Source organism: Micromonospora sp. DT53 (assembly GCF_049841535.1).
In the GTDB taxonomy this organism is placed as follows: domain Bacteria; phylum Actinomycetota; class Actinomycetes; order Mycobacteriales; family Micromonosporaceae; genus Micromonospora.
Window position 1 is genome coordinate 288,078 of record NZ_JBNCKM010000007.1, and the last position, 25,208, is coordinate 313,285.

The window sequence follows — 25,208 nt, forward strand, 5'->3', positions numbered from 1 at the left end:
GTGCGGGCTCTCGCCGCTGGCCCGGCAGCCCTACCCTCCGGATCATGACGTACGAGCCGATGATGGTTCCCGGCCCGAGGCCCACCGACGTGAACGTCAACAACTGCCAGCTACGGTAAAACCTGACGTTCACGTGAGAGGCGAGGCTGTGTGGCTGGCGTCACCGGCCTGGGGGAGGGGAAGTAACTGCTGGCGTTCTGACGGTCAGGAGTGTTCAGTGGTCGTCTAGAGGGGCGGTGTGAACTTGAAGGAGTGGGCGGCGGCTACCGGCGTCTCGTACGCGACGGCGGTACGAGTCCGGGACGTTGCCTGGTCCCGCGTACCGGCTCGCCGCGCGGTCGAGGTGGTCATCGAGGACGCGGCGTGAAGACGATCCAGGCGTACCGGTTCGCCCTCGACCTCACCCCAGGCCAGGAACGCGCCGTGAGGGCGCATGTGGGGGCCGCGCGAGCGGCGCACAACTGGGCGCTCGCCCGGGTCAAGGCGGTCATGGACCAGCGTGCTGCGGAGCGCTCCTATGGGGTGCCGGATGAGTTGCTGACGCCGTCACTGTCGTGGTCGCTCGCCGGGCTGCGTAAGGCGTGGAACGAAGCGAAGGCTGATGCGGCGCCTTGGTGGGGTGAGGTGTCGAAAGAGGCGTTCAACACCGGCCTGGACGCTCTCGCCCGCGGCTTGAAGAACTGGGCTGACTCCCGCAGGGGCGGGCGGGCCGGTAGGCCGGTCGGTTTCCCCCGCTTCAAGTCCCGCCGCCGTGGCGCACCGGCGGTGCGGTTCACCACCGGCGCGATCCGCGTCGAGCCCGACCGCCGGCACGTGGTGCTGCCGAGGCTGGGTCGGTTGAAGCTGCACGAATCCGCCCGCAAGCTCGCCCGCCGTATCGAGGGCGGCACCGCGCGGATCATGTCCGCCACCGTGCGCCGCGACGGCGGACGGTGGCACGTCTCGTTCACCGTCGAGGTGCAGCGGGCCGAACGGCAACCGGCCCGGCCCGCCTCGGTGGTGGGGGTGGATGTCGGAATCAAACATCTTGCGGTGTTGTCCACCGGTGAGCGGGTCGACAACCCGCGCCACCTCGTCGCCGCGCAGGCCCGACTGCGGGCGCTCGGTCGGGCGTCGTCGCGGAAGTCCGGCCCCCACCGGCGTACCGGCTGCCGCCCCTCGAACCGCTGGCAACGCGCCTCGGACCGGCTTGGTCGTGCCCATGCGCGAGTCGCGAACCTGCGCCGCGACGGGCTGCACAAGCTCACCACGAGGCTGACACGCGAACACGGCACCATCGTTGTCGAAGACCTGAACGTCGCGGGCATGCTGCGCAACCGGCGGCTGGCCCGGCACATCGCTGATGCCGGGTTCGCCGAGATCCGCCGTCAGCTGGCATACAAGACCAGGTGGAACGGCGGCCGGTTGCTCGTGGCCGACCGCTGGTATCCGTCCTCGAAAACCTGCTCGGGTTGCGGCGCGGTGAAAGCCAAGCTCGCCCTGCACGAGCGTGAGTACGACTGTGAGGCGTGCGGCCTGGTCATCGACCGTGACCGCAACGCCGCACTCAACCTGGCCGCCCTCGCGGCCGAGTTCACCACCGCCGGGAGTGGCTCGGTGGCAGCACGTGGAGCCGACCAGAAGACCCTCGCACGAGGGCAGGTGGCTGTGAAGCGTGAACCCGGCACGGCATCCGCCGGCAAGACCGGGACCGCCCTCACCGCAAGGCGGGGCAACCGATCATGTGCTCACTAAAGCGCACCGAAAGGTAACGGTCCATGCGGATCGGGGAACTCGCCACGAAGACCGGGGTGTCGGTACGAGCCCTGCGCTACTACGAGGAGCAGGGCCTGCTGGCTGCCGCACGAAGCAGTGGCGGCCAGCGCCACTACCTCGACGACGCGGTCGACCGGGTGTATCTGATCCAGATGCTGTACGCGACCGGCCTGTCCAGCCGAACCATCCTGGACCTGCTGCCCTGCGTCGACGCGAAGGTCAACACACCGCAGTCGCGGGCAATGCTCCGCGCCGAGCGCGACCGCATCGATCGGCAGATCACCCAACTCCGGCAGGCGCGCAAGCGGCTCGACGAGGTCATCGCGCTCAGCGAGAGCCCGACCAACGGTTGCACCCGAACGGACACCGACGCCGCGATGGCGTAGCGACGCGGCGAGTCCCCGTCGCCGAAATCTGACCTCGCGTCGATCGGTGGCAGCTCAGCGGGGCGTCGCTCGGCGTGTCGAGCTGCTCAGCTGCCAACGATCAAGGGATGGGCCAGCTCCGGGATGCCGTAATGCTGGCCGAGGACCTGCATGGCGGCCCCCGCGGCGATCACGTCCGCGCCGAGACTGGACAGGGCCACCCTCGTGCTCAGCCAGTCCGCGCGCCGAGCATCGGCCTGGACGGCCTCGTTGACCGCCGCGAGATAGGTCTGCGGGTGCCGGAGGAGGTCCGCGCCCGCCAGCACCACGTGGGCGAGGTCGAGGGTCTGGAGCAGGTTGACGACGCCCACTGCCAGCACGCGGGCGGCGTGCGCGATGTCCCCGGCCTCGGCGGCGTGCTGGTGCACGATCTCCAGGCACCCGTGCCTGCCGCAGACGCAGAGGGGGCCGGTCAGGTCGACGACCGTGTGGCCGAACTCGCCCGCGTTGGTGTGCGCGCCCCGGTGGGCCGCGCCGCCCAGCCAGAAGCCGCCGCCGATGCCGGACTCGACCACGATGAGGGCCGCGTCGCCGAACGTCGCGCCGTGCCGCCAGGCCTCCGCCGTGATTCCCGCGGTGACGTCCTTGTCCAGGTGGACGGGGAGGCCGAGGTGTTTCTCGGCGATCTCGCGCAGCGGTACGTCGTGCCAGTGCCGCAGGCCGTGGGCGTCCCGGACCAGGCCGTTGGCGTGGTCGAGTGGGCCGATCATGCCGATGCCCAGCCCGGTGAGCCGGCTCCGCAGGTCACCGATGCCGGCCAGCGTGTCGATGCCCGCTCCCAGGGCGTCGAGGAGCTGCTCCGGGGTGAAGTCGCGGGGCAGCGGGCTGACCGCCGAGTGGTGCACGGTGCCGGCCAGGTCGACCAGGACGAGCCGCAGCGTGCGCCGGGCCACGTGCGCGCCGATCGCGTACCGGCTGTCCGGGACGAGCTCGTAGACGACCGCTGGCTTGCCGATGCCCGGGCGTCGGACGCCGGCGGGGCGGATCAGCCCGTCGGCGGTCAGCCGGGCGATGACCTTGGAGACCGCCTGTGGTGTCAGACCGGTGGCCTCGACCACTGTCGCCCGCTCGAACGTGCGAGTGGTACGCCCCACCGCCATGACCAGGGCCTGGTTGTAGCCGCGCAGGAAGGTGACGTCGGCAGTGACGCGAGTCATCCCACCACCCTATTACGCAACGCTGTTGCTAAATTTTTTCGGTGATCGAGTTGAGTAGAGGTCGACGGTTGGCGGCGCTTGCCGCTCTGGCACTGGGCGGCGTCGCGGTCGGCCTGACCGAGTTCGTGGCGATGGGGCTGCTGCCCGACATCGCCCGCGGTCTACTCCCGCACGAGTACGCGCAGTCGTCGTCGGACGCGGTCGCCCGTGCCGGCTGGATGATCACCGCGTACGCGCTCGGCGTGGTCGTCGGCGCGCCGCTGATCGCCGCGTTGAGCGCGCGCCTGCCCCGCAAGAAGCTCGTCCTCGGGCTGCTGGTGTTGTTCGCCCTCGGCACTGTCGCATCCGCGCTCGCCCCCACCTTCGACCTGGTGCTGGTGGCCCGGTTCGCGGCGGCGCTGCCGCACGGGGCGTACTTCGGCGCGGCCGGTCTGCTCGCCGCGACCCTGATGGGCCCCGGCAACGAGGCCCGCGGTTTCGCCACAGTGCTCGGCGGTCTGACCGTGAGCAACCTGGTCGGCGTACCCCTCATCACGCGGCTCGGGCAGGCGGCCGACTGGCGTGTCGCGTACCTGGTCATCGCCGGCTTCTTCGTGCTCACCCTGCTGGCGGTGCTGGCGGTCGTTCCGGAGGTCGCCGCGGCGGTCGACGGCTCGCCGGCCGCCGAGTTGCGGGCGCTGCGGACGTCGCAGGTCTGGTTGGTCGCCGCCACCGGCGCTGTCGGTTTCGCCGGCTTCTTCGCGGTGAACACCTACATCGCTCCGGTCACCACCGACGTCACCGGCCTCTCCGCCGCGACGGTGCCGTGGGCTCTGGTCGCGGTGGGTCTCGGGATGACCGTCGGCAACGCGCTGGGCGGCTGGCTGGCGGACCGCGACCTGCAGCGGAGCATGGTCATCGGCTTCGTGGCGATGATCGTGAGCATCGCCGTGTTCAGCCTCGTGGCGTCGACCCACGTCGGCCTCTTCGTGGGCGCGTTCCTGGTCGGTGCGACAAGCCTCTACCTCGGCCCGGTCCTGCAGGCACGTCTGATCACCGTCGCACCGGGAGCGCAACTGATGGGCGCGGCGCTCAACCAGTCCGCCATGAACATCGCGAACAGCCTGGGCGCGGCCCTGGGCAGCGTCGCGATCGCCGCCGGACTCGGTTACCTCGCGCCGGCCCGGGTGGGCGTCGTCCTTGCGGTCGTCGGGTTGATCCTGGGACTTGTCAGCTTCGCCGTCGGGCGACGAGTGCGCGAGCGGGTCCCGGCCGCCGTCTGAGGAGGGCGAGGGGGTCCCGGCCACCGTTCCGAGCTGAGGTGGCCGGGCCGCCCGCGAGACGCGGTCAGAAGTCGTTTACGCCGACCGTCACCCGGTCGGTGCTCGATCTCCAGTTGGGCACGCTGATCACCTCGTGGCCGCCGCCGCGCTGGCCCACGGTGATCCGCACCAGACCGAGGTGTGCCGGCGTCGCCGGGATGAACACGTCCATGCCGGTGATGAAGCTCTGACTGAAGAACTCCGGCAGCGGGGTCGTCAGGTCCGTGACGCCATCGCTGCCGTCGTCGAAGGCGAAGATGCCGATCTTCCGCACGGCGCGCGGTGTGTTCGCCGCGTTCAGGACATCCCTGCCGTTGATCCAGAGGCGGTCGCCGGCGTCGCCCTGGTCGCCCCACCACTCCTTCTGGCGTTGGATCGTGAGCGCCGTGTGCCGGTCGCTGGTCTCGACCAGGCCGCTGAGGCCCTCGCCCGGCTCGCTGGTCGTGAGGCGTAGGAACGAATCCGAGCGGAGGAACGGCTGGAAGTAGAAGTGGTGCGTCGCGGCGCCGGGGCGCACGATGGCGAACTCGTAGCGGGCCGTGGCGAGCACCGGGAGAGGGCCGAACGAGCCGTCGCCACCGAGCGACAGCCGATGCGCGGGTCGGTGTGACAGTCGGCCGCCGGTCAGCGGGTCGACCGGGTAGACCTCCAGAGTCGCACCTGTCACACCGACGTTGCTCGGGAAGAGCACCGCGCGGCCGGAGACCCGGGCGGCGCCGAAGAGTTGGGGCACGATGCGCGTCGTGTGGGGCGCACGGCCCCGGAGGAAACCGAAGATCTCGGTGAACGACTCCGCCGACGACACGGTCTGGGTGTGCGACTGGTTCGGCAGGTGCACGTTTGTCGCGCCGACGACGGCGCGGGCCGGGTCGCCCTCACCCCAGATCGCGAGCGTCGGCACACCACCCGGCGGGGAGGTCGCGGTGCGCCCGTCCAGGTTGACGTAGTGCGCGACCCGGGCGGCACGTTCCGGTGAGCTGGTGAGATAGGCCTGCGTGACGAAGGTGCCCAGTGAGTGCGCGAGCAGGTCGACCCGGTCCGCGCCGGTGGCCGCCAGCAGGCGGGAGATTCGTGCGTCGAGGCCCGCGTACACCTGGGGCAGGATCGTCGCGACGTTCGGGGAGTCGTACTCGTGGGCTTCGACGATGTCGATCGGGTACCCGTTGCTGGCCAGCCGTTTGGCCTGGGTCTCGAACTGCGCCGCCGACCCCGCGCTGCCGTGCACGAAGATCACCGGACGGTACGTCGGGGTGGCGGCGGCTTCGGCCGCGCGGGGAACGGCGACGGCGGACAGGCTGGCCGCGAGGGCGACTCCGGCCAGCACGGAGAGCAGCCTCCGGCGAGATGTGTGCATCGATCCTCCACCTGGACGGACGAAGTATTTGCACTACTAGCGCAAGTATCGTGTCAGGGTGCGGCGCGATGGTCCACACCTACCGGTCAGCTGACCTTTGTGGCGAGCAGGTCGCCGACGGCGGCGCGGACGGGGTCGGGGTTCGACCAGCTCCAGTTGGGGTGGGCCCGGTTGGTGAGCAGCGCCAGGACGAGTCTGCGGTCGGGCGCGACCAGGAACGAGGGGCCGGCGAACCCGGTGTGGCCGAAGGCTCGCGTCGAGGCGAGCTTCCCCATGAACCAGCTCTGGTTGAGCACGACCCCGAGGCCGTGCGCCGAGGTCCGGTTGGGTCGCTCGGGGTCGATGGCGGGCTTGCCGGCGTTGTGGTCGCTGAGCATCCGCCGCACGGTCGCCGCGGCGAGGATCCGCTTGCCACGGTGGGTGCCTTCGTCGAGGAGCAGCTGGCCGATGGCCGCGAGATCGCTGGCGGAGGCGAAGATGCCGGCGTGACCGGCGATGCCACCGAGGTGGTTGGCGACGTCGTCGTGGACGACGCCACGGAGCAGGCCCCGGGATGAACGGGCGTCGGTGGCGACCAGCCGGCTGGCCTTCGCGTCGGCAGACAACCAGCTGTTGGGGTTGAAGCCGGTGTCGCGCAGGCCGAGAGGGTCGGTGAGGTTGCTCTTGAGCGCCTGGTCGAGCCGCTGGCCGGTGACCTTCTCGACGATCTTGCCGGCGACCATGAGCCCGACGCTGGAATAGCGGAACGTGTTCCCGGGCACGGCGCCGGAGACCAGTGGTGTGGTGAGCACGGCGTTCCAGCGGGCCGTGTTGTCGGGCAGGCCGGTCACCCTGGCGCCGACGGGCAGGCCGCTGGTGTGCGTGAGCAGCATCTCGACGGTGACCCGCTCCTTGCCCGTGCCGGTGAAGCCGGGCAGGTAGTCGCGAACCGGAGCGCCGAGGTCGACACGCCCCTTGTCGACCTGCTGCAACAGCAGGATGGCCGTGTAGACCTTGGTGACCGAGGCGAGGTCGAAGATGGAGTCGCGCCGCATCGCGACGCGCTGGCCCGTCGCGAGCAGCTTCGGGCCCGCCTCGTACCGCAGCGCCTCCCCGACCGCGGTGTGCACAGTCAGCTTTCCGCCCACCAGGACGAGAGCGACCGCACCGGGGAAACCCTTGTGCTGCACGGTCTGCGGTGTGGCGGGCAGGTGTTTCCGGAGCAGGGCGGTCACGTCCTGCGCGTAGCGGGCCTGACGGACCGGCGGGTTGCCGCCGACCGGTGCGGTCGGTGCCCTCTGCGGCGACCCGGCGTCTCCCGCCGTGCCGAAACCGACCCGGCTCCCGGCGGCGCCCGTCCCGGTCGCCGCGTCGCCAGGGCCGCCCGCACCCGGGTTCGGCACGCCGTTGCCGCCGCAACCGGTGAGGGCGGAGGTCGCGGCCGCCAGGCCGGCCCCGAGCAGGGTACGACGCGCAACGGGCATGTCGGAGATCGTGACAGTCGGCCCGAAAATGCGCCACCTCGGCCGTCCGAACGTCGACCCCGTCCGACGCATCGGTCAACAGGTGGTCATCTGGCAGACACAGCCGGTTGCCGTTCAGGCGGTTGTGCGACGATCGGCGGGCATCACGTCGAACGACCATCCACCGGTCTGTCCGCACACGGTCGCGGACAGTAACCGGGGAGGGCACACACCTCGTTACCCCCTTGGAGAGCACGATGTCCCTCTCCCCGTCCCGGGTCTTCGCAGAGCTGAACGCGACGCGACCCCCTGACCAGCCGTCCCCGACGATGGGAACGGCCGTCGTGGTCGGCGGCAGTGTCGCCGGTCTGCTGGCCGCCCGGGTGCTGTCCGACCACGCCGACACCGTCGTCATCATCGATCGAGATGACCCGCAGGTGCCCGGCGCGCGGCCCGGCGTACCCCAGGGGACGCAGCTGCACGCGTTGCTGCCCGGCGGCCTCTTCCAGCTGGAGCGGCTGTTTCCCGGATTCCGCTACGAGGCGCTGGCGCGCGGAGCGGTCGAGGCGCCGCCCGCAGCCCGGCGCAACTACCTCGACGGGCGTCTGAAGGTCGTCGTCCCCGACGACGCCGACAGCCTGGCGGGCAGCCGGCCGCTCCTGGAGGGCCTGATCCGCCAGCAGGTGCTTCGCCTGCCCAACGTCAAGACGATCACCGCCCGCGCCACCGGCCTCGTGTTCGACGGCACCGCTGTCACCGGGGTCCGCTGTGAGGTCGGCGGGGTGCCCGGTGTCGAGCGCGCTGACCTCGTGGTGGACGCCATGGGGCGGTCCAGCAAACTGTCCGACTGGCTGGAGCAGGCCAACTGGGACCGGCCGGTCACCCGGCGGATGACAGTGCACCTCAACTACGCGACCGCCCTGTTCCGCCGCCCGGAGGCCACTCCGGCCTCGACGGTCGTGCTGGCACTGAACACCCCGAGGACGGCGACGGACGTGGCCGGGGCCGCGTTCTTCGCCATCGAGGACGGCCGGTGGATGGCCATGATGGCCGGTTACGGCGACGACCGCCCGGGGCGCACCGCGGAGGACTTCGTCCGCCGCCTGCGGGAACAGTTCCCGCCGGAGTTCGGCGAGGTCGCCGACCGGGAGATGATCGGCGACGTCCAGACCTACCACCATGCCGACAGCCGGCGACGGGACTTCCACGCGCTCAAGCGGTTCCCGGCCGGGCTGATCAGCGTCGGTGACGCCGTCGCGTCGTTCAACCCGGTGTACGGGCAGGGCATGACGGCGGCGGCCCTGCACGCCGCCTGCCTGTCGACGTACCTCCGGTCCGGCCCGGATCTGCGGGCGCCCGCGCGCCAATTCCTCGAGCTGCAGAAGGTAGTGGTCGACGCCGCCTGGTCGCTCTCGACCTCGGCGGACCTGGCGCTGCCCCACGTGGACGGGCCGTACCCGCGCGGTTACCGGCTCTCCAGCTGGGCCAGCGCGCAGATCATCGCCGCGACCGTCACGGACGTGGCGACCGCGCGGCGGTTCAACGACGTCGTCTCCATGCGCGCGCACCCGCGTTCGCTGGCCCGGCCCGGCGTGCTCCTGGGCGCCCTGCGCGCCAACCGGCGCGCACTCTGAGCGGGGGACCCGGCGGCCTCGTGGAGAGGTCGCCGGGTCAGCCCTACCGGGGGAGCTTGCGGAGGATGTCGACCACGAAACGGTGGTCGTCCAGCTGCGGAAGCCCGGAGACACCGACCCAGCCCACCACACCGGTGCCGCGCACCCGCAGCGGCACCGCACCTCCGGCCGCCGCGTACCGCGAAGCCGGCAGGCCGAACCTCTCGGCCAGCGTCACCTGCTTGTCCTGGCACAGCCGGGCCATGTAGAGCGAGGAGTGCTCGAACCGCATCACCACCCGGCCCTTGCGGCGCAGCCAGGCGTCGTTGTCGGCCGTCGACCCCGGCAGGCCACAGTGGAACAGCTGCCGCCCGGCCCGCCACACGCCCACCGAGATCGGCAGCCGCTGCTCGGTCGCCGCGGCGACGGCGAGCATCCCCAGCTCGTACGCGTCGGTCTCGGACAGGCCCGCGAGCTCCAGCTCGCTCTCCTCGCGCAGCAGCTCGTCCAGCGTCGGCCACGATTCACGGTCGGCTGACAATTGTCTTCTCCTCATCGTTCGGGGCGGTCATCCGTGGCGAACGGGGTGATCACCAGGCGCAGGGCGCGTAGTCCTTCAGGAAACAGCCGTACAGGTCCTCGCCCTGCTCGCCGCGGACGATCGGGTCGTACACCCGGGCCGCGCCGTCCACCAGGTCCAGTGGGGCGTGGAAGCCCTCGTCGGCCAGCCGCATCTTCGTCGGGTGGGGGCGTTCGTCGGTGATCCAGCCGGTGTCGACGCTGGTCATCAGAATGCCGTCGGTCAACATCTCCTCGGCGCTGGTGCGGGTCAGCATGTTCAGCGCCGCCTTGGCCATGTTGGTGTGCGGGTGCCCGGGCCCCTTGTAGCCGCGGCCGAACTGGCCCTCCATCGCCGACACGTTCACCACGTACTTACGGCGGGCCGACGCGGCGGCCATCGCCGGGCGCAGTCGGCTGACCAGCACGAACGGCGCGGTGACGTTGCACAGCTGCACTTCGAGCAACTCGACCGGGTCCACCTCCTGCACGCGCTGGACCCAGCTGTTGACCGAGTCGAGGTCGGGCACGAGACCCCCGGCGTCGATGGCCGTGGACGCCGCGATCCGCTCCGGTGAGGCCGAGCCGCTGGTGAGTGCCAGCGCGGTGAGCGCGTGCGGGGTGAGCGCGGTCGACTGCGGCCCGGCGGTCAGGCTGCCCACCGGGCCGCCCTGCCCGTCCGGCTTGGCGAACGTGATCAGCTCCGGCAGTGGGCCGTCCGGCAGGGCCGCGGCCTCTGCCGCGATGAGCTGCGCGTACGCCCCGGGGGACCGGCGGACGGTCTGCGCCGCGTTGTTGATCAGGATGTCCAGGGGGCCCTGGCTGCTGACGTCGTCGGCGAGGGCGATCACCTGGGCGGGGTCGCGCAGGTCGATGCCGACGATGCGCAGCCGGTGCAGCCAGTCCCCGCTGTCGGGCATCGCGGCGAAGCGGCGGACCGCGTCGTGCGGGAACCGGGTCGTCACCGTCGTGTGCGCGCCGTCGCGCAGCAGGCGCAGCGCGATGTACATGCCGATCTTGGCCCGGCCGCCGGTGAGCAGCGCGCGCCGGCCGGTCAGGTCGGTACGGGCGTCACGGCGCTCCCGGTTGAGCGCGGCGCAGGACGGGCAGAGTTGGTGGTAGAAGGCGTCCACCTCGCGGTAGCGCTGCTTGCAGACGTAGCAACCGCGCGGGTTGTGCAGGAACCCGGCCGTCTCGCCGGCGACGGTGGACGCGAGCGGAATGCCCTGCGTCTCGTCGTCGATCCGCCCGGGAGCGCCGGTGGCGGTGGCCTCCGTCACCGCCCGGTCGGCGGCGAGGATGGCGTCCCGCCGCTCCTCCCGCCGCCGCTGCTTGATCACCTTGTAGAGCCGGGCGGTGGCCCGCTGCACCTGCACCACGTCGGGATGGTCGGAGGGCAGCGCCTCCAACGCCTCGAAGACGCTGAGGCAGGCCTCCAGCCGGCTCCGGTCAATACCCTCTTGACCGTTTTCGGTAATGTTGTCCACCGTCATGCGTCTTGTCTCGTCCCGTGTTTCGTGCCGGCTCCAGCCGGTCCCCCCAAGTCCGACCCGAAACGGTACGCGCCTCACGGCGTCCGACGCACCTCGCGGGCTGCCCGGGACGGCGCGCCTCGCGGCGCTGTCAGTCGGCGTCGACGTGACCGAGACGCCAGTAGCCCATGAAGGCGACCGCCCGCCGGTCCAGACCTCGCTCGGTGACCAGGTGCCGGCGCAGGTTACGGATGACGCCGGCCTCCCCGGCGAGCCACGCGTACAGCGGCACGGAGGCCACCTCCTCGGGCACCTCCCACAGGATCTCGGTGTCTCCGTCCCCGTCCACGTCAGGCACCGGCTGGGTGGCCTTCGACGCGCCGGGGGTCAGCAGTTCCCCGGCCGCGGCGACGACGGCGGGCACCAGCTGACTGCCGTACCCGTCGGCGCCCCGGGACAGCCAGCGGACCTCGACGCCGGGCGGCGCGACCAACGGCAACACGTCGGCGGCGTCGGGCACCTCCAGCACGACGGTGCCGCGGGCGTCGAGGGGGAGCCGCTCGCAGATGCTGCTGATCGCCGGCACGGCGGTCTCGTCCCCGGCCAGCAGCAGGGCGCCGCCGGTCGACTGTCGAAACTCGACCCCGCCGTGGTTGCCGTCGTAGCCGGCGTCCGGCCCGACGAGGGCGATCTCGTCGCCGACGCGGGCCCGCCGAGCCCAGCGCGTCGCCGGGCCACTGTCGCCGTGCAGCACCAGGTCGACGTCGACCTCGGCCAGGTGCGGCCGGACCGCCCGCACCGTGTAGGTCCGTATCGGGTTGCGCAGGTGCTCCGGCAGGGCTCGCCACGCCGCGTACCAGTCCGCTCCGTTCGGCAGGGTCCCCGCACGCTGACCGGGCAGCGGCAGCGCCAGCTTGATCCGCTGGTCGTAACCGTTGTCGGCGAAGTGGTCCAGGTCCGCCCCGGTGAATGTCACCCGGGTGAAGGACGGGCTGAGCCGGCGTACCGCGCGGACGGCGACGGCGAACACGCGCCACGGGGCGATGGGCAGGGTCTCGGTCATGCTGCCGCTGCGCTCCCTGTTGGCCGATGCCAACTCGTTCTGCATGAGGTTAGGCTAACCTAACGGAATGACGGCCTGTCAAGCCGCCGCAGACGATGATCCGCCTGGCGGACCGGTGGCCGTCGGGCCCGTGCGCGCGTGGGGGATGCTGGGTCCGTGCACATCGCGACCCTTGGCCCACTCGCCGTCGACGGCCAGCCCGTTCGGGGTGAACGGCTCGCGGCGGTGCTCCGCGCGCTCGTCGACGCGCGGGGGCGGGCGGTCTCCGTGAGCCTGCTCGTGGACGCCGTCTGGGACGGCGCGCCACCCGACGACGCGACAGGCGCCGTCCAGGCGCTCGTGTCCCGGGTGCGCCGACTCGGCCTGCCCGTGGTCGCGGTGCCGGGGGGATACCGGCTGCCCGCCGAGGAGATCACCGTCGACGCGGTCGAGGCGCGTGCGCTCGTCGATCAGGCGGGCACCATGCTCCGCTGCGGTGACGTCAGAGCCGCCCGCTCCCTGGCCGATCAGGCACGGGCCCGGTTCCCCGAGGTGCCGGAGTTGGTCAGCGCCGAGGACACCCGCCTGTTCGCGGAGGTCGCCGCGCTGCGCGCGCAGGCGGCACTCGCCGGCGTGGGCCCGTTCGACGAGGTCGACCTGGGCCGACTCGTCGCGCGGACACCGCCGGACGAGCCGTCCGCCGCCCTGCTCGTCCGGGTGCTTGCCGCACAGGGGCGGGAGGCGGAGGCGCTGGACGTGGTCGAGCGGCTGCGCGCCGACCTGGCCGACCGGTACGGCACCGACCCGTCGCCCGTGATCACGAGCGTCCACCTGGCGTTGCTGCGCGGTGAACTCACCGCACCGCCCGTCGCGACGCCGCCCCGGCAGCAGGCGCGGATCACGCTGCCCGCCGCGTGGCGCCGCCCCATGGCCGCCCTCGTCGGGCGGGAGCGGGACGTCGAGACCATCATTGGCGCGCTCGCCGAGACACCCGTCGTGACGATCGTGGCGACCGGCGGGGCGGGCAAGACCCGGCTCGCCGCCGAGGTGGCCAGGCGCACGGCAGCGGGTGGGCGGGCCGTACGCGTGATCGAACTCGCCGGCCTGCGCTCACCCGACGAGGTGCTGCCCACTGTGCTGGCCGCGCTGGGCGGCGCGGACACCACGGCGACCGGCGGCAACCTGGGTCTGGAACGGCGGGTCCTCAGCCCCGAGGAGCGGCTGCGCGCCGTGGCGCCCGACCTGGACGGGCTGGTGGTGCTGGACAATTGCGAGCACGTGCTCGACGCGGTGGCCGTCGTCGTCGCGGACCTGGTCGCGGCCGCCTCGCCGGAGGTCGCGGTGCTCGCGACGAGCCGCGCTCCACTGGGCCTGGTCGGCGAGTTGGTGCACCGGCTGACCGCGTTGCCGGACGCCGACGCGCTCGCTCTTGTCGAGTCCCGGGCACGGGCCGGTGGCGCCGTGCCGACCTGGGACACCGAACGGGCGCTCGCCCTGTGCCACCGGCTCGACAACCTGCCGTTGGCGCTCGAACTGGCCGCCGCGCGACTGCGGCACATGCCGATCGACGACGTGCTCGCCGGGCTGACCGACAGGTTCGCGCTGCTCGACGACGCCCTGCGCGGCCTGCCCGAGCGGCACGCGAGCCTGTGGGCGCTCGTCGACTGGAGCAGGGAGTTGCTCGCCGAGGACGACCGCGACCTGCTCCAGCGGGTCGCGGTCATCCCGGCGCCGTTCACAGCGGACCTCGCCGCCGCCGTCGCGCAGGCCCCGGACGTCCGTCGCGGCCTGGCGACCCTCGTCGAACAGTCCCTGTTGACCCTGGTCGAGGGGGACGGTCCGCCGCGCTACCGGATGCTCGAAACGGTCCGTGAGTACGGCGAGGCCCGGCTGGACGCGGCCGGTGACCGGGATCAGGCCATGGCCGGCCTGGTCAGGTGGGCCCGGGAGCAGGCCGTCGCACTGGCCGGCAGATTCATCGGCCCCGGCCAGGTCGAGGCGCTGCACCGTTGCGCCGCCGAGCAGGACAACCTGGTCGCGGGCCTGCGCTGGGCAATGGCGGCGGACGACGAGCCCGCCGCCGTCGACGTCGCCACCGCGCTGTTCCACCTCTGGTCGGTGCGCGGCCTGCACCTCGAGGTCCTCGCCTGGGCGCGCGGGCTGCTGCACATCGACGACCCGCAGCGGCGGCTGCGGTCGGCGATCATGCGCGGCGCGGCCAGCGGTCGGCCACTGCCCAACGCCGACCGGCTGGCCTGGATGTGCGTGGTGATCAGCGTCAACGCCGGCGTCAGCGCCGATCTGCGGCCCGCCGTGCTCGCCCGGCAGGCGCTGCGGACGCTGCTGGCCGAACGCTCCGGCGGGGTGTCGTCCCGGCTGACCGCTCTCGCCTCGGCGCTGCCCGGCTTCGACATGTCCGATCTGGAGCAGAACCTGAAGAGTGCGACCGAGATGATCGCGCACCCGGACCCGTACGTGCAGGGGCTCGGGCTGTTCGCGCGCGCGGCGGTACGGGAGAACGGCGGCCATCCGGAGGCGTCTGTAGGCGACGCCGAGCAGGCGTACCACCGCTTCGAGGCCGCCGGCGACCACTGGGGCATGGCAATGGCGGCGGGCGCCGTCGGGCAGTTCCTGGTCCCGGGCGGGGATGCCCGCTCGGCCGAGTGGCTGACTCGCAGCGTGCAGCACATGGAGTTGGTCGGCGCCGCGCAGGACGCGCGGTCGATCCGGGTCCGGCTGGACGTGCAACTCGCCCTCACCGGCGACGCGGAGGCGGAGCGGCGGCTCGGTGAGACGGCCGCCCTGGGCCAGGCCGAAGAGATGGACGCCGCGCAGGCGTTGCTCGGCCTGGCCCGCCTCGCCTGGCAGCGCGAGCGGTACGACGAGGTGCTCGCCCACGCCGACGAGGTGACGGGCATCCTCGCCGGCTGGGCCGGTGCGCTGCCACAGCCGCGCGTGATGCTGAGGACCACGGCGGCGGTGCTCTACCTGCGGGTCGCCGAGGTTCGGCGGGAGTTCGGCAACGACGTCGCCGCCCAGGCGGCCGCGACGCTGTCGCTCGTCCGCGACGACGCGCTCACCTCACGGGATCTGCCGGTGATCGGGGCGTGGGCGTCGGGCGGCGCGGAGCTCGCGGCGTACCGGGACGACGCCGACACGGCCCGCGAACTGTCCGCGCTCGCCAAGCGGATCGGCACCCAGATCGAGATGTTCTTCCCGTCCGAGAACGGCGAACGACTCAACGCCATCCTCAGGGACGAGGAGCAGCGTGAGCCGTTGCTGGCCGCGTGGCGCGAGCGGCCACCCGCCGCGGCCGTCAGCCGGATCCGCGAGCTGATGGACGACCTGCTCGCCTGACTCAGATCTTCTTGCGGTACGCCCGCAGCGCCAGCGGCATGAACACCGCCACGAACCCGGCGCACCAGGCGAGCGTCCACCAGACGTGGTTGCCCAGTGGGGTGCCGAGGAACAGCCCGCGTACCGACGCCACCAGGTGGGTCATCGGGTTGACGTCCACGAACGCCTGCATCCAGCCCGGCAGGGTTTCGGCGCCGACGAACACGTTGGACGCGAAGCTCAGCGGCATGATCAGCGCGAACATCACACCCTGCACGGCGCCCGCGGTCCGCACCTTCATCGACACGAGCACCGGCAGCCAGCTCAGGCAGAGGGCGAACAGCACCGCGAGCAGACACCCGGCGATCGCCCGGAACGGGTCGGTGTCGATCCGGAAACCCATCACGTAGCCGATCGCGAGGGTCGACACGGTGACGATGACGTACCGGACGACGTCGCCGAGGACCGCGCCGACAAGTGGTGCGGAACGGGGGATCGGCAACGACCGGAACCTGTCGAAGATGCCCTTGGCGATGTCGGTGTTCAGGTTGACGCCGATCGCGATGGCGCCTGTCGCGATCGTCTGCGCCAGGATGCCGGGCAGCAGGAACTGCAGGTAGTCGTGGGTCGATCCGGCGACGGCGCCGCCGAAGACGTACACGAAGATGATGAGGAACAGGACCGGCTGCAGGGTGACGTCGATGAGCGCCTCGGGCGTACGCCAGGTCTTGATGAGGCTGCGCTTGGCGAGCGCCAGCGAGTGCCGGACCAGCCGGAACGGCCGGGGGTTGGGCGCGGTTGTCGAGAGTGTGCGGCTTCTCGTGGGCGCCGTGTCGGTCAGAGTGCTCATGCCGCGACCTCCGTGGGGCGGGTGGTGTCGTCTTCGGACGCCGTACGCCCGGTGAGGGTGAAGAACACCTCGTCGAGGCTCGGCAGGTGCAGGGAGAGTTCGGTGACCGCGATGCCGGCCGTGGCGAACCGCGCGACGCTCTCGGTCAGGGCCGCGTCGTCGGTGACCGGCACCGCGAGCACGCCCTTGCGGATCTCGTCGGCCTGCCCGCCGGAGCCGACCTGGGTCAGGATCTCCGCGGTGCGGGGCAGCTGCGCCGGGTCGGACGGTCGGACCTCCAGGGTCTGCCCGCCGACCACCCGCTTGAGCCCCTCCGGCGTGTCGTGGGCGATGACCCGGCCGTGGTCGATCACCGTGATCGCGTCGGCGAGCGCGTCGGCCTCCTCCAGGTACTGGGTGGTGAGCAGCACCGTCGAGCCGTTGTTGACAAGCGAGCGGACCACGTCCCACATGTCCTCGCGCTTGGCCGGGTCGAGCCCGGTCGTCGGCTCGTCCAGGAAGATCACGTCGGGGGAGCCGACGAGACTGGCGGCCAGGTCCAGCCGTCGCCGCATGCCGCCGGAGTAGGTCTTGGCCGGCCGGTTCGCGGCATCGGTCAGGTCGAACCAGTCGAGCAACTCGGCGGCCCGGCGCCGGGCGCCGGTGCGCCCCAGCTCCAGCAGGGTGCCGAAGAGCTCCAGGTTCTGCCGCCCGGTCAGGTCCTCGTCGACCGAGGCGTACTGGCCGGTGAGTCCGATGCTCTGCCGAACCCGCTCGGCGTCCCGTACCACGTCGAAACCACCGATTCGGGCGGTCCCGGCATCGGGGGTGAGCAGGGTGGAGAGGATCCGCACGGCGGTGGTCTTGCCGGCGCCGTTGGGGCCGAGCACCCCGAGCACCGTCCCACGGGGTACGGCGAGGTCCACGCCTTGAAGCGCCCTCGTCTTCCCAAACGTCTTCACGAGGCCCTCGGCCTCGATCACCAGGTCAGCTGTCATGCGCCCAGTCTGCGCGGGCCCGCTGACACCGCCCCGACACGCCACCGACACCGGCTGACACGGGCTGACACCGGGGCCGCGAGGGGTGTGCACGTCCACACCGCCGGTCGGGGTCACGATATGCTGGCCACGGCAGAGCGCCTGCCAGCGCCCGATGTGGTGGCCCACGCCTGACCACATTCCTGGGGCCAAGAGTCTCCGACTCCGCGCCAAATTGTCGACTCTCGGCGTGCCGGCCACGCCGCCCGTTCGGTGGAGTGCGTGGGGCTGCACCGGAGGCGTCATGTCTGATCCCACCTCCCGACGGACCCCGGCCCCGGGGCGCGCCCGCAAGCGCGCCATCCGGGAGCACGCCGCCCGGGCCGGCGTCGCCTACTCGGAGGCGGCCCGGCAACTCGAGTCGGCCGGCCTCCGGCCCGGCGAAACCCTTTCCAGGTACGGGCGGACGATCTATCCGATCGGGTTCGACCCGCATCGCCAACTGCTCGTCGAACGCCGTGAGCGGCGGTCCTTCGAGGAGCGGGTGTCGGACACCAGGCGGGCCGCTGTCCTGCCGCATGGCCGCGCGCGGCACCTCGTCGAGCGGTTCCCACCCAGCCGTGGGCGTACCGGCAGCGGGGTGGGCTCGCTGTATCACGGCGAGGGCCGCGAGGAACTGCTCGCGATGCTGTACATCGTGATCGTGGCCGAGTCGCCAGGGTTGCTGCCCGAGGTGGGGGACCTCGCCTGGATCGCGGAACTCGGCGAGGACACCGCGCTCGACACGGCCTGCGCCGACGTCGACCGCGAGGCCCGCCGACTGCTCGACCAGGAGCCACTGGCCCTCTGGTCGCGCATCCAGCAGGCGCTGTCCGTGGCCGAACGCATTGTGGACGGGCAGGTTCGCCAGGAGGCGATCCGGCAGACCGCGCTGTTGAGCACGATGATGACGCCCCGTCTGGGGTACGCGGGCGAGCCGTACGTTCCGGGGTTGCCCGTCGCCGGTGCCCGGCAGATCCTCGACGCGCTGCTCATCGTCGCCGACGACGGACACGCACCGGGCACCCGGGTACGCCTGCTCACACCGCCGCACGACGTGCAGTCGGCGACGATCATCGGTGCCCGGTGGGGTTCGTCCGGTCCCCCGGTGGGCTATCTCGTGTGGCTCGATGGGGCAACGGCGCCGCTCTCGGCCCGCCCCGACGACCTGGTCGTCCTGGCCGGCCAGGAGGCCACTCCGCGCTGAGCCCAGAGCTCGGCTCGGTGGTGCCCGCATCGTTCCCAACGGGTCCGGTCAGACCCTCCTGCAGAACGCCGTTGCCTGGGCCACCGTTGGGTCGATCAGCTGACGGCCAGGCGAAAGACCTGCCGGGAACCGCCCTCCGGACCGGGATCGACGGCCTCGACAGGGGTAACCCGGCACCACCTCGTCGATCATGGAGTTGTGGTGGGCAACAAAAGCCCCGAATAGCAACAACTCAGGCACCACAACTCCATGATCCACGAGGTCAGCCGGTCCTCGTGCCGCGATCTTGTACTTTTGTCCTGATATGGAGGGGCCTATCGGCGACCGGAAGTGCAAGATCGGCGGCCAAGGGCGGCGCGGGCGCCACCATCTGGTCGATCTGGAAGGAGCAACCGCGCCTACTCAGACGTCGCCAGCTGCTGCACCAGCCGATCGAGGCCCCCCTTGATCAGCTGCCCGTACTCGTCATCGCCAAGCGCGCCGAGTCCCGCCTGCGCACGCTGGAGGCACTCCCGGGCACTGTCGAGATCGCCGAGCTTGCGATAGCACTCAGCCAGGTTGAGGTGCAACGACGGATACAGGCCGGCCACCGACATCGGAACGCCGGCCTGCGCAACCCGGTCTTCGGTGAGTAAGTCGGCCGCCGCCAGCGCCCGCTCGTCCCAGACCAACTCCTGGTGGACGTCTTCCTGCACATCGGCCATCGAGTGCGCGAGGACGCAAACATGCAGGAGATCGCCTCGCTCGCCGCCGATCTCGTCCCAGATCTGCGCGAACAAGTCGCGAGCAGCCTCACGTTGGCCTTGATGATGATTCAACTGCACGCCTTGGTTAATGCGGGTCAGCGTTTCATCGGTGATCATCAGCTGCTCCTGCACCGTTCACTTCGCCACGATGGCATGGATCGTACTTGCTCAAATCAGTGACAGAACAGCCCAAGATCATGGCAATGTCACTGAGGCGGGGCACGCGCGATCGGCTAACTCGGTCCGAGCGGTGACGCCGTCGCGCGACGCTCGCTGTTCATCCAACCGGCGCACGTGCAGTACGTACCGCCTGCGCTGTTCGAACGGTGCCAGGCACCACGGACATGGGCCGGCCGGGCTCCCTTGCGGGAAGCCCGGCCGGTGCGGTCGACGCCGTCGTAGCGCTGTCCGACGCACAGCGGAGGGGGGTTGCCGCGCGTGGGAAGGGGTGCGGACGGCGTGACCGCGCTCCGCGCGGTGGTCCGCCTGCTCAGCTCGGCAGGCGGCCCCGCGTGGAGACGAAGTGGTACGACATGACGGCGAACCCGGGGTCACCGAGCAGCCGTCGGAAGGCGTGCAGTTGCTGCGGCGACACCCCGGCGGCCAGCAGGTCCGGTTCCAACTGGCGGGAGTTGGTCTCGTAGAGCGACGTTCCGGTCGACCCGCCGGCCCAGCTCTGTGAGTGGGTGATGGTGTCCAGGTCGGTCAGACCGGCGAGGGACATCTCGGTGTGCACGTCCTGCGCCCAGCCCAGGTCCGCGCCGTGGGCCTCCAGGACACCCATCATGGCGTCCATGACCTGCGCGAAGAGCTTCGCGGCGTCGTCGGTGGGGGCGGTGAGCACCCGCTGCGGCGCGGTGCAGTCGAACTCCTCGACCACCAGCCATCCGCCGGGCGCCAGCGCGCCGGTGAGCGTGCGCAGGACCCGCCGTCGATCGGGCAGATGCAGCAGCACCAGCCGGGCGTGGATCAGGTCGAACGCGTCCCCGGGCGGCGGTTCGGTGCGCACGTCGTGCTGGCGTACGTGCAGGTTGCCCTCGGCCACGAGGTGGGTGGGGTCGATGTCGGTGGCCAGCACGTGCCCGTCGTCGCCGACCGCGCGGGCGATCCGCCGGGCCATCGAGCCGCCACCGGCGCCGACCTCCCAGCAGGTCGCTCCCGGTTCCAGCACCGGGCGGGCCAGCCGGCGTGTCGTGATCGGATCCAGGAAGGACTCCAGCGCGTGCATCTGGGGAACGGCGTCCGGTGCGCCGTTGTCGAACGTGTACGTGTCATCGCTCGCTGCGGTTGTCATCGGTGTCTACCTCTCCGTGAAGGGTGACTACGGGGTGTCGGCCCAGAGCCGGGGGGTCGATCGGTTGGCCGGGGGCGGGGCAACGGCGGCGACGCTCAACATCGCCGCCAGCGGGGCCGGGTCGCGGCGGGCCTCCGCGGTCGGCCGGTCGTAGACCACCCGGCCGTACTCCAGCACCGCCACCCGGTCCGCGATCTCGATGGCGTGCTGGAGTTGCTGCTCCACGAGCAGCACGGTCAGGCCGTCGGCGGCGAGACCGTTGACGAGTTCGCGGACCCGCGCCGCCAGATCGGGCGAGAGACCCTCACACGGTTCGTCGAGCAGCAGCACCCGTGGTTGGCCGAGCAGCGCACGGGCTATCGCCAGCATCTGCTGCTCGCCGCCGGAGAGTTCGCAGCCGCGGTGTCGCAGCCGCACCGCCAACCTCGGCAGCAGTTCCAGGGTCCGGGCGACCGTCCAGCCCTCGCCGCCGGAGGCGGGGGCCCGCCACGGTGCGGCCGCCAGGTGCAGGTGTTCGGCCACGGTCAACCGGGAGAAGACCCGTCGGCCCTGCGGGACCAGACCGACGCCGGACTGGGCGATGCGATGCGGTTGTCGGCCGGCGACGTGCACGCCGCCGATCTCGATGCGACCGCTGGACGCGCGAACCAGCCCGGCGATGGTGTGCACGAGCGTGCTCTTGCCCGCCCCGTTGCGGCCCACCACGGCCTGGATGCTTCCCGGGCGCACTCGCAGGCTGACTTCGTGCAGGACGATTCCCCCGCCGTAGCCGGCGCAGAGGCGGTCCACAGTGAGCATCAGGCCACCCCGTCGGCGTAGGCCTGCCGCACCAGCGGCGAGGTACGGATCTCGTCAGGTGTGCCGGCGGCCAACGTCTGACCGTCGCGCAGCACCGTGACCGTGTCGGAGAGGGCGTACACCAGGTCCAGTCGATGTTCGACGAGCAGCACGGCGACGGCCCTGGGCAGCGCCTGGAGCAACTCGACCAGCCGGCCGACCTCGACGGCGGACAGCCCGGCCGCCGGTTCGTCGAGGAGCAGCAGGCGGGGGCGACCGGCCAGGGCCATCGCGATCTCCAACTGGCGTCGTTGCCCGTGCGCGAGGTGCCCGGCGGGCACCTCGGCGACGGCGGTGAGCCCCATCTGATCCAGCAGCGGACCCGCCAGGTGTCGCGCGGCGGCTCGGCGTCCTCCCGGCCACCATCGGCGGCGCGAGATGACCCGTGGCAACGCGGCCACCACGACGTTCTCCGCCGCGGTGAGCGTGGGAAAGACCGCGGGCCGTTGGTGGATGCGGTTGATGCCGCGCCGCGCCCGGGCCGCCGGCCCGAGTCGACCGACGTCGCGTCCGTCGAACCGCACCGTGCCGCGCTGCGGCCTCGTGGACCCGCCGATCACGTTCAGCAGCGTGGTCTTGCCGGCCCCGTTCGGGCCGATCAGCGCGTGCCGCTGGCCGTCGTGGACGCACAGGTCCATGCCGTCGAGCGCGGCGAGCGAGCCGTACCGCACGCTGATCTCCTGGGCGTCGAGCAGGCAGGTCATCGGCGTAGCCCCGGGACGGTGGTCTGCTTCTGGGCGGCTGGCGGGTCCGGCTGGTGGGCTGGGGCGCCCGCCGGGCGCAGCCGATCCCGGGCCCGGTTCACGCCGGTGGGCAGCAGGTAGACAGTCGCCACGAACAGCGCGCCCAGCACCAGCGGCGCGTGGCCGGGCAGCACCCCGAACAGCCAGTCCCGCACGGCGATGACCAACGCCGCGCCCACCAGGGCGCCGCCCACCGAGGCGGTGCCACCGATGACGACACCGAGCAGCAGCAGGGCGGACGTGTCGAAGCCGAAATCGGCGGGGGAGATGTACTGCTGGGCGACGACCAGGAGTGAGCCGGCGGCACCGGCTATCGCCCCGGCGGCGATGTGCGCGCCGGACAGGTGCAGCGCCACCCGGTGACCGCTGGCGCGCAGCCGCGTCTCGTCGTCGCGGCCGGCCCGCAACACCAACCCCGCCCGGGTACGCAGCAACAGCAGCACCGTGCCGATCAGCGTGGCCACGACGACCAGGGCGTACAGGTAACGGGCCTGATCGCTGGCCAGGGCCGGGAGCCCCCAGAACGGGCGGACCGCGGCGATGCCGGCCAGCCCGTCCGTGCCACCGGTCACCGATCGCCACCGGCCGAGGACGACGACGACGAGTTCGCCGATGGCCAGGGTGATCATCAGGACGATCACCCCTCGGGCGTGTACGACGAGCGGCAGGGTGAGCGCGGCCAGCAGTGCCCCGGCGGCCGCCGCGACGACGAGCTGCACGACGCCGACGTCGGAGATTCGGCTGCCGACCACGGCGCAGGCGTAGGCGCCCGCCGCGTACGGTGCGGTCTGGCCGAGCGTCGGCATGCCGGCGACGCCGGTGAGCAGCGCCACGCTCACCCCGACCAGGGCCAGCGCCAGCGTCCGGGCGAGGATCGCGGTGGTGTAGTCGTCGACCACCCAGGGCGCCATGACCAGACCCACCAGGACGAGCGCCGCGATGCCGCCCCGAACCCGCCGGATCACCTCGCCTCTCATGCCGCCCTCCACCTGCCGGCCAGGCCGCGCGCCCGCACGGCCAGCACCGCCGCCATGGCGGCGAACAGCAGAAACGGCGCGGCGGACGGCAGCAGCGCCACGCCCAGCGTCTGGATCTCACCGATCGCGAGCGCGGCCAGCAGGGTGCCCGCCATCGACCCGAGACCACCGAGGACGACCACCACCAGGGACAGCAGCAGCACCGTGTCGGCGGTGCCCGTGCCGGGGCCGATGATGGGCGCGCCCAGGACCCCGGCCGCGCCGGCCAGCGCGCCGGCGGCGGCGAGCACACCGGCCCGGATCCGCGCCGGACTCACGCCCAGACACGCGACCATCTCCGGGTCGTCGACGGCCGCGCGGACCAGCATCCCGGCCCGGGTGCGCCGCACCACCAGGTAGAGCACGGCGGCGAGCACCGCCGCGACGACGATGAACACCAACCGGTACGCCGCGTAGCGGTGACCGGCGACCGTCACCGACCCCTCCAGGGCGGCGGGCACCCGGACCTGCGGGTTGTCGGGCCCGAAGCCGGCGACGAGCAGGCTGCCGCCGGCCAGGGCCACCCCGAACGTCAGCAGCGCCTGACTCAGGTGATTGCCGGTGGCGACAGGTGTGAGCAGGCCGGCCAGGAGCACCCCCGCCGCGGCGGCGGCCAGCACACCGACGGCGAGGGCCAACGCCAGGCTCGCCCAGCCGCCGTCGAGCAGCGCCGCGGCGGTGTACCCGCCGATCGCGTAGAGCAGGCCGTGCGCCAGGTTGAGGATGTTGGCGACGCCGAAGCAGAAGACCAGGCCCGACGCGGCGACGAACACGAGCAGCCCGTAGGCGACCCCGTCCAACGCCGGGATCAGGTACGGGTCGATCCGGTTCGTCCCGGCCGCCACCGCTATCACCGGCCGACGGTCGCGAGGTCACCCACGACGGTGTTGGACAGCGCCCGGCCGTCCTGGCGGACCTGCCGCAGGTACCACTTCTGCACGGGGGAGTGTGTGGTGGTGGAGAACTGCCAGGTGCCGCGCGGGCTGGCGATCTGGCCGAGTTGGCCGATGGCCGTGTTGATGGCCTCGGGGGTCGGGTTGCTTCCGGCGGCGCCGATCGCCCGGTCCAGCACCGCCGCCCCGTCGTACGAGGCGAGCGCGTAGGTCGTCGGTGAGCCGTCGTGCTTCGCCTTCCAGGCGGCCACGAAGGCACGGTTCTCCGCGTTGTCCAGGTCGGGCGAGTAGTTGAGCACCGAGTAGATGTCCCGGGCGGCGTCGCCCTGCGCGTTGAGCACGCCGCCCTCGGTGAGGAACCCGGCCGCGTACAGCGGGACGTCCTTGATCTCGGACTGCGCGTACTGCTTGACGAAGTCGACGGCGGCGCTGCCGGCGTAGAAGGTGTAGACCGCCGCCGCCCCCGAGGCCTTGATGCGGGCGAAGTACGGGAGGAAGTTGGTGGTGGCCGGGAACGGCGTGAAGGTCGTCTTGCCGTCGGTGTTCGCGAGCTTCCCGCCGATCTTCCCGAACGCGTCGGTGAAACCGCGCAGCTCGTCCCAACCGCCCTGGTAGTCCGGGCCGATCGCGTAGACGGAGCCCTTCACGTTGTCCCGGACGTGCTGGGCGATCGCCGCCCCGGGCTCGTCGGAGAGGTACGAGGTGTGCCAGACCCGGGAGACGTCCTTGAGCTCCGGCCGGCCGTTGGAGCCGACAAGTGGCACCTTGGTCTCGTTGAGCAGCGGGGTCACCCCGGCGACCGAGCCGCCACCGACGATGCCGGTGAGCGCGGACACCCGGTCCTGCTTGAGCAGTTTGGTCGCCGCCGGGACCGCGGTCTGGGCGCCGTTGCCCTCGTCCGCGACGACGAGGTCGACCTGCCGACCGCCCAACTTTCCGTCGTGGGTGTCCAGGTAAAGCTGGAAGCCGTCGCGGATCTCCGTACCGACCGCCTGGTACGTCCCGGACAGCGACGCGAGCAGGCCGATCTTTATCGAGCCGCCGGCGCTCGTGCCCGGCGCGTCGTCACCGCAGGCCGTGCTGGTGGTCAGCACGGCCGCGAGCAGCGCGGCGGTCAGGGCACGGCTGCGCCACGGGGTGGTGAGAGGCATGTCTGACTCCAGAGGAAGGGG

Annotated in this window: 22 protein-coding genes; 7 read left to right on the forward strand and 15 right to left on the reverse strand. The window is 71.9% G+C overall.

Features of this window, described 5'->3' with window-relative positions; genetic code table 11:
* Positions 1-238 precede the first annotated feature (238 nt).
* From ACLQ3B_RS23165 to ACLQ3B_RS23175, 3 genes are read left to right on the forward strand one after another with little or no spacing between them, the layout of a single operon-like run.
* Positions 239-367, forward strand: a complete 129-nt coding sequence (locus tag ACLQ3B_RS23165; protein ID WP_425782780.1) for a hypothetical protein — start codon at positions 239-241, stop codon at positions 365-367.
* On the forward strand, positions 364-1,734 hold the full coding sequence (gene tnpB, locus ACLQ3B_RS23170; protein ID WP_425782781.1) for an IS607 family element RNA-guided endonuclease TnpB: 1,371 nt from the start codon (positions 364-366) through the stop codon (positions 1,732-1,734). Before ACLQ3B_RS23165 ends, tnpB begins: the two co-directional genes overlap by 4 nt.
* 23 nt (positions 1,735-1,757) lie before the next feature.
* Complete coding sequence (locus ACLQ3B_RS23175) at positions 1,758-2,141, forward strand: MerR family transcriptional regulator (protein ID WP_425782782.1); 384 nt, start codon at positions 1,758-1,760, stop codon at positions 2,139-2,141.
* A gap of 86 nt (positions 2,142-2,227) precedes the next feature.
* Here the strand turns inward: ACLQ3B_RS23175 and ACLQ3B_RS23180 are convergent, their stop codons facing one another.
* The gene (locus ACLQ3B_RS23180; protein WP_425782783.1) at positions 2,228-3,337 is read right to left on the reverse strand and encodes an ROK family protein; all 1,110 of its coding nucleotides are present in this window, start codon (positions 3,335-3,337) and stop codon (positions 2,228-2,230) included.
* A 41-nt stretch (positions 3,338-3,378) separates the two neighbouring features.
* Between ACLQ3B_RS23180 and ACLQ3B_RS23185 the strand changes: the two genes are divergently transcribed.
* The gene (locus ACLQ3B_RS23185; RefSeq protein WP_425782784.1) at positions 3,379-4,599 is read left to right on the forward strand and encodes an MFS transporter; all 1,221 of its coding nucleotides are present in this window, start codon (positions 3,379-3,381) and stop codon (positions 4,597-4,599) included.
* A gap of 64 nt (positions 4,600-4,663) precedes the next feature.
* On the opposite strand, the gene ACLQ3B_RS23190 is transcribed toward ACLQ3B_RS23185, so the two are convergent.
* Both ACLQ3B_RS23190 and ACLQ3B_RS23195 read right to left on the reverse strand, forming a co-directional pair.
* Positions 4,664-5,992, reverse strand: a complete 1,329-nt coding sequence (locus ACLQ3B_RS23190; RefSeq protein WP_425782785.1) for an alpha/beta hydrolase — start codon at positions 5,990-5,992, stop codon at positions 4,664-4,666.
* An 86-nt stretch (positions 5,993-6,078) separates the two neighbouring features.
* Positions 6,079-7,455, reverse strand: coding sequence for a serine hydrolase domain-containing protein (locus tag ACLQ3B_RS23195; protein WP_425782786.1), 1,377 nt, complete (start codon positions 7,453-7,455; stop codon positions 6,079-6,081).
* Between the two features lie 236 nt (positions 7,456-7,691).
* Between ACLQ3B_RS23195 and ACLQ3B_RS23200 the strand changes: the two genes are divergently transcribed.
* Positions 7,692-9,068: an FAD-dependent oxidoreductase gene (locus ACLQ3B_RS23200; RefSeq protein WP_425782787.1), complete on the forward strand. Its 1,377-nt coding sequence runs from the start codon at positions 7,692-7,694 to the stop codon at positions 9,066-9,068.
* A gap of 43 nt (positions 9,069-9,111) precedes the next feature.
* Here the strand turns inward: ACLQ3B_RS23200 and ACLQ3B_RS23205 are convergent, their stop codons facing one another.
* The 3 genes from ACLQ3B_RS23205 to ACLQ3B_RS23215 form a co-directional block, all read right to left on the reverse strand.
* Positions 9,112-9,588 carry a heme-degrading domain-containing protein gene (locus tag ACLQ3B_RS23205; RefSeq protein WP_425782788.1) on the reverse strand — a complete coding sequence of 159 codons (477 nt, stop codon included), beginning with the start codon at positions 9,586-9,588 and terminating at the stop codon, positions 9,112-9,114.
* 49 nt (positions 9,589-9,637) lie between these two features.
* A complete protein-coding gene (locus ACLQ3B_RS23210) occupies positions 9,638-11,098 on the reverse strand; it encodes an SDR family NAD(P)-dependent oxidoreductase (RefSeq protein ID WP_425782789.1) in 1,461 nt (486 codons plus the stop codon).
* Between the two features lie 130 nt (positions 11,099-11,228).
* A complete protein-coding gene (locus ACLQ3B_RS23215; protein WP_425782895.1) occupies positions 11,229-12,140 on the reverse strand; it encodes a siderophore-interacting protein in 912 nt (303 codons plus the stop codon).
* 156 nt (positions 12,141-12,296) lie between these two features.
* On the opposite strand from ACLQ3B_RS23215, the gene ACLQ3B_RS23220 reads away from it, so the two are divergent.
* A complete protein-coding gene (locus ACLQ3B_RS23220; RefSeq protein WP_425782790.1) occupies positions 12,297-15,476 on the forward strand; it encodes a BTAD domain-containing putative transcriptional regulator in 3,180 nt (1,059 codons plus the stop codon).
* Between the two features lies 1 nt (position 15,477).
* Here the strand turns inward: ACLQ3B_RS23220 and ACLQ3B_RS23225 are convergent, their stop codons facing one another.
* Positions 15,478-16,305: an ABC transporter permease gene (locus tag ACLQ3B_RS23225; protein ID WP_425782791.1), complete on the reverse strand. Its 828-nt coding sequence runs from the start codon at positions 16,303-16,305 to the stop codon at positions 15,478-15,480.
* Positions 16,302-17,282, reverse strand: a complete 981-nt coding sequence (locus tag ACLQ3B_RS23230) for an ATP-binding cassette domain-containing protein (protein ID WP_357718504.1) — start codon at positions 17,280-17,282, stop codon at positions 16,302-16,304. The genes ACLQ3B_RS23225 and ACLQ3B_RS23230 overlap by 4 nt, the downstream gene beginning before the upstream one ends.
* Positions 17,283-17,565: 283 nt before the next feature.
* On the opposite strand from ACLQ3B_RS23230, the gene ACLQ3B_RS23235 reads away from it, so the two are divergent.
* Entirely contained in the window at positions 17,566-18,507 is a 942-nt protein-coding gene (locus ACLQ3B_RS23235) for a hypothetical protein (RefSeq protein WP_425782792.1), read from the forward strand.
* Between the two features lie 398 nt (positions 18,508-18,905).
* On the opposite strand, the gene ACLQ3B_RS23240 is transcribed toward ACLQ3B_RS23235, so the two are convergent.
* The 7 genes from ACLQ3B_RS23240 to ACLQ3B_RS23270 form a co-directional block, all read right to left on the reverse strand.
* Entirely contained in the window at positions 18,906-19,385 is a 480-nt protein-coding gene (locus tag ACLQ3B_RS23240; RefSeq protein WP_425782793.1) for a tetratricopeptide repeat protein, read from the reverse strand.
* 358 nt (positions 19,386-19,743) lie between these two features.
* Entirely contained in the window at positions 19,744-20,547 is an 804-nt protein-coding gene (locus ACLQ3B_RS23245) for a class I SAM-dependent methyltransferase (RefSeq protein ID WP_425782794.1), read from the reverse strand.
* A gap of 27 nt (positions 20,548-20,574) precedes the next feature.
* Positions 20,575-21,345, reverse strand: coding sequence for an ABC transporter ATP-binding protein (locus tag ACLQ3B_RS23250; protein WP_425782795.1), 771 nt, complete (start codon positions 21,343-21,345; stop codon positions 20,575-20,577).
* Positions 21,345-22,088 (reverse strand): ABC transporter ATP-binding protein, encoded by a 744-nt coding sequence (locus ACLQ3B_RS23255; RefSeq protein ID WP_425782796.1) that lies wholly within the window; start codon positions 22,086-22,088, stop codon positions 21,345-21,347. The genes ACLQ3B_RS23250 and ACLQ3B_RS23255 overlap by 1 nt, the downstream gene beginning before the upstream one ends.
* Positions 22,085-23,104 carry a branched-chain amino acid ABC transporter permease gene (locus tag ACLQ3B_RS23260; protein WP_425782797.1) on the reverse strand — a complete coding sequence of 340 codons (1,020 nt, stop codon included), beginning with the start codon at positions 23,102-23,104 and terminating at the stop codon, positions 22,085-22,087. The genes ACLQ3B_RS23255 and ACLQ3B_RS23260 overlap by 4 nt, the downstream gene beginning before the upstream one ends.
* Positions 23,101-23,997, reverse strand: a complete 897-nt coding sequence (locus ACLQ3B_RS23265; protein ID WP_425782798.1) for a branched-chain amino acid ABC transporter permease — start codon at positions 23,995-23,997, stop codon at positions 23,101-23,103. Before ACLQ3B_RS23265 ends, ACLQ3B_RS23260 begins: the two co-directional genes overlap by 4 nt.
* On the reverse strand, positions 23,994-25,187 hold the full coding sequence (locus ACLQ3B_RS23270; protein WP_425782799.1) for an ABC transporter substrate-binding protein: 1,194 nt from the start codon (positions 25,185-25,187) through the stop codon (positions 23,994-23,996). The genes ACLQ3B_RS23265 and ACLQ3B_RS23270 overlap by 4 nt, the downstream gene beginning before the upstream one ends.
* Positions 25,188-25,208: the final 21 nt, after the last annotated feature.

What these genes read in the sequence shown, in the direction of transcription:
- ACLQ3B_RS23175 (WP_425782782.1), top strand. Translation starts at nt 1,758, where the DNA reads ATGCGGATCGGGGAACTCGCCACGAAGACCGGGGTGTCGGTACGAGCC.
- ACLQ3B_RS23180 (WP_425782783.1), bottom strand. Translation starts at nt 3,337, where the DNA reads ATGACTCGCGTCACTGCCGACGTCACCTTCCTGCGCGGCTACAACCAG.
- ACLQ3B_RS23190 (WP_425782785.1), bottom strand. Translation starts at nt 5,992, where the DNA reads ATGCACACATCTCGCCGGAGGCTGCTCTCCGTGCTGGCCGGAGTCGCC.
- ACLQ3B_RS23195 (WP_425782786.1), bottom strand. Translation starts at nt 7,455, where the DNA reads ATGCCCGTTGCGCGTCGTACCCTGCTCGGGGCCGGCCTGGCGGCCGCG.
- ACLQ3B_RS23200 (WP_425782787.1), top strand. Translation starts at nt 7,692, where the DNA reads ATGTCCCTCTCCCCGTCCCGGGTCTTCGCAGAGCTGAACGCGACGCGA.
- ACLQ3B_RS23210 (WP_425782789.1), bottom strand. Translation starts at nt 11,098, where the DNA reads ATGACGGTGGACAACATTACCGAAAACGGTCAAGAGGGTATTGACCGG.
- ACLQ3B_RS23215 (WP_425782895.1), bottom strand. Translation starts at nt 12,140, where the DNA reads ATGACCGAGACCCTGCCCATCGCCCCGTGGCGCGTGTTCGCCGTCGCC.
- ACLQ3B_RS23225 (WP_425782791.1), bottom strand. Translation starts at nt 16,305, where the DNA reads ATGAGCACTCTGACCGACACGGCGCCCACGAGAAGCCGCACACTCTCG.
- ACLQ3B_RS23230 (WP_357718504.1), bottom strand. Translation starts at nt 17,282, where the DNA reads ATGACAGCTGACCTGGTGATCGAGGCCGAGGGCCTCGTGAAGACGTTT.
- ACLQ3B_RS23235 (WP_425782792.1), top strand. Translation starts at nt 17,566, where the DNA reads ATGTCTGATCCCACCTCCCGACGGACCCCGGCCCCGGGGCGCGCCCGC.
- ACLQ3B_RS23245 (WP_425782794.1), bottom strand. Translation starts at nt 20,547, where the DNA reads ATGACAACCGCAGCGAGCGATGACACGTACACGTTCGACAACGGCGCA.
- ACLQ3B_RS23250 (WP_425782795.1), bottom strand. Translation starts at nt 21,345, where the DNA reads ATGCTCACTGTGGACCGCCTCTGCGCCGGCTACGGCGGGGGAATCGTC.
- ACLQ3B_RS23255 (WP_425782796.1), bottom strand. Translation starts at nt 22,088, where the DNA reads ATGACCTGCCTGCTCGACGCCCAGGAGATCAGCGTGCGGTACGGCTCG.
- ACLQ3B_RS23260 (WP_425782797.1), bottom strand. Translation starts at nt 23,104, where the DNA reads ATGAGAGGCGAGGTGATCCGGCGGGTTCGGGGCGGCATCGCGGCGCTC.
- ACLQ3B_RS23270 (WP_425782799.1), bottom strand. Translation starts at nt 25,187, where the DNA reads ATGCCTCTCACCACCCCGTGGCGCAGCCGTGCCCTGACCGCCGCGCTG.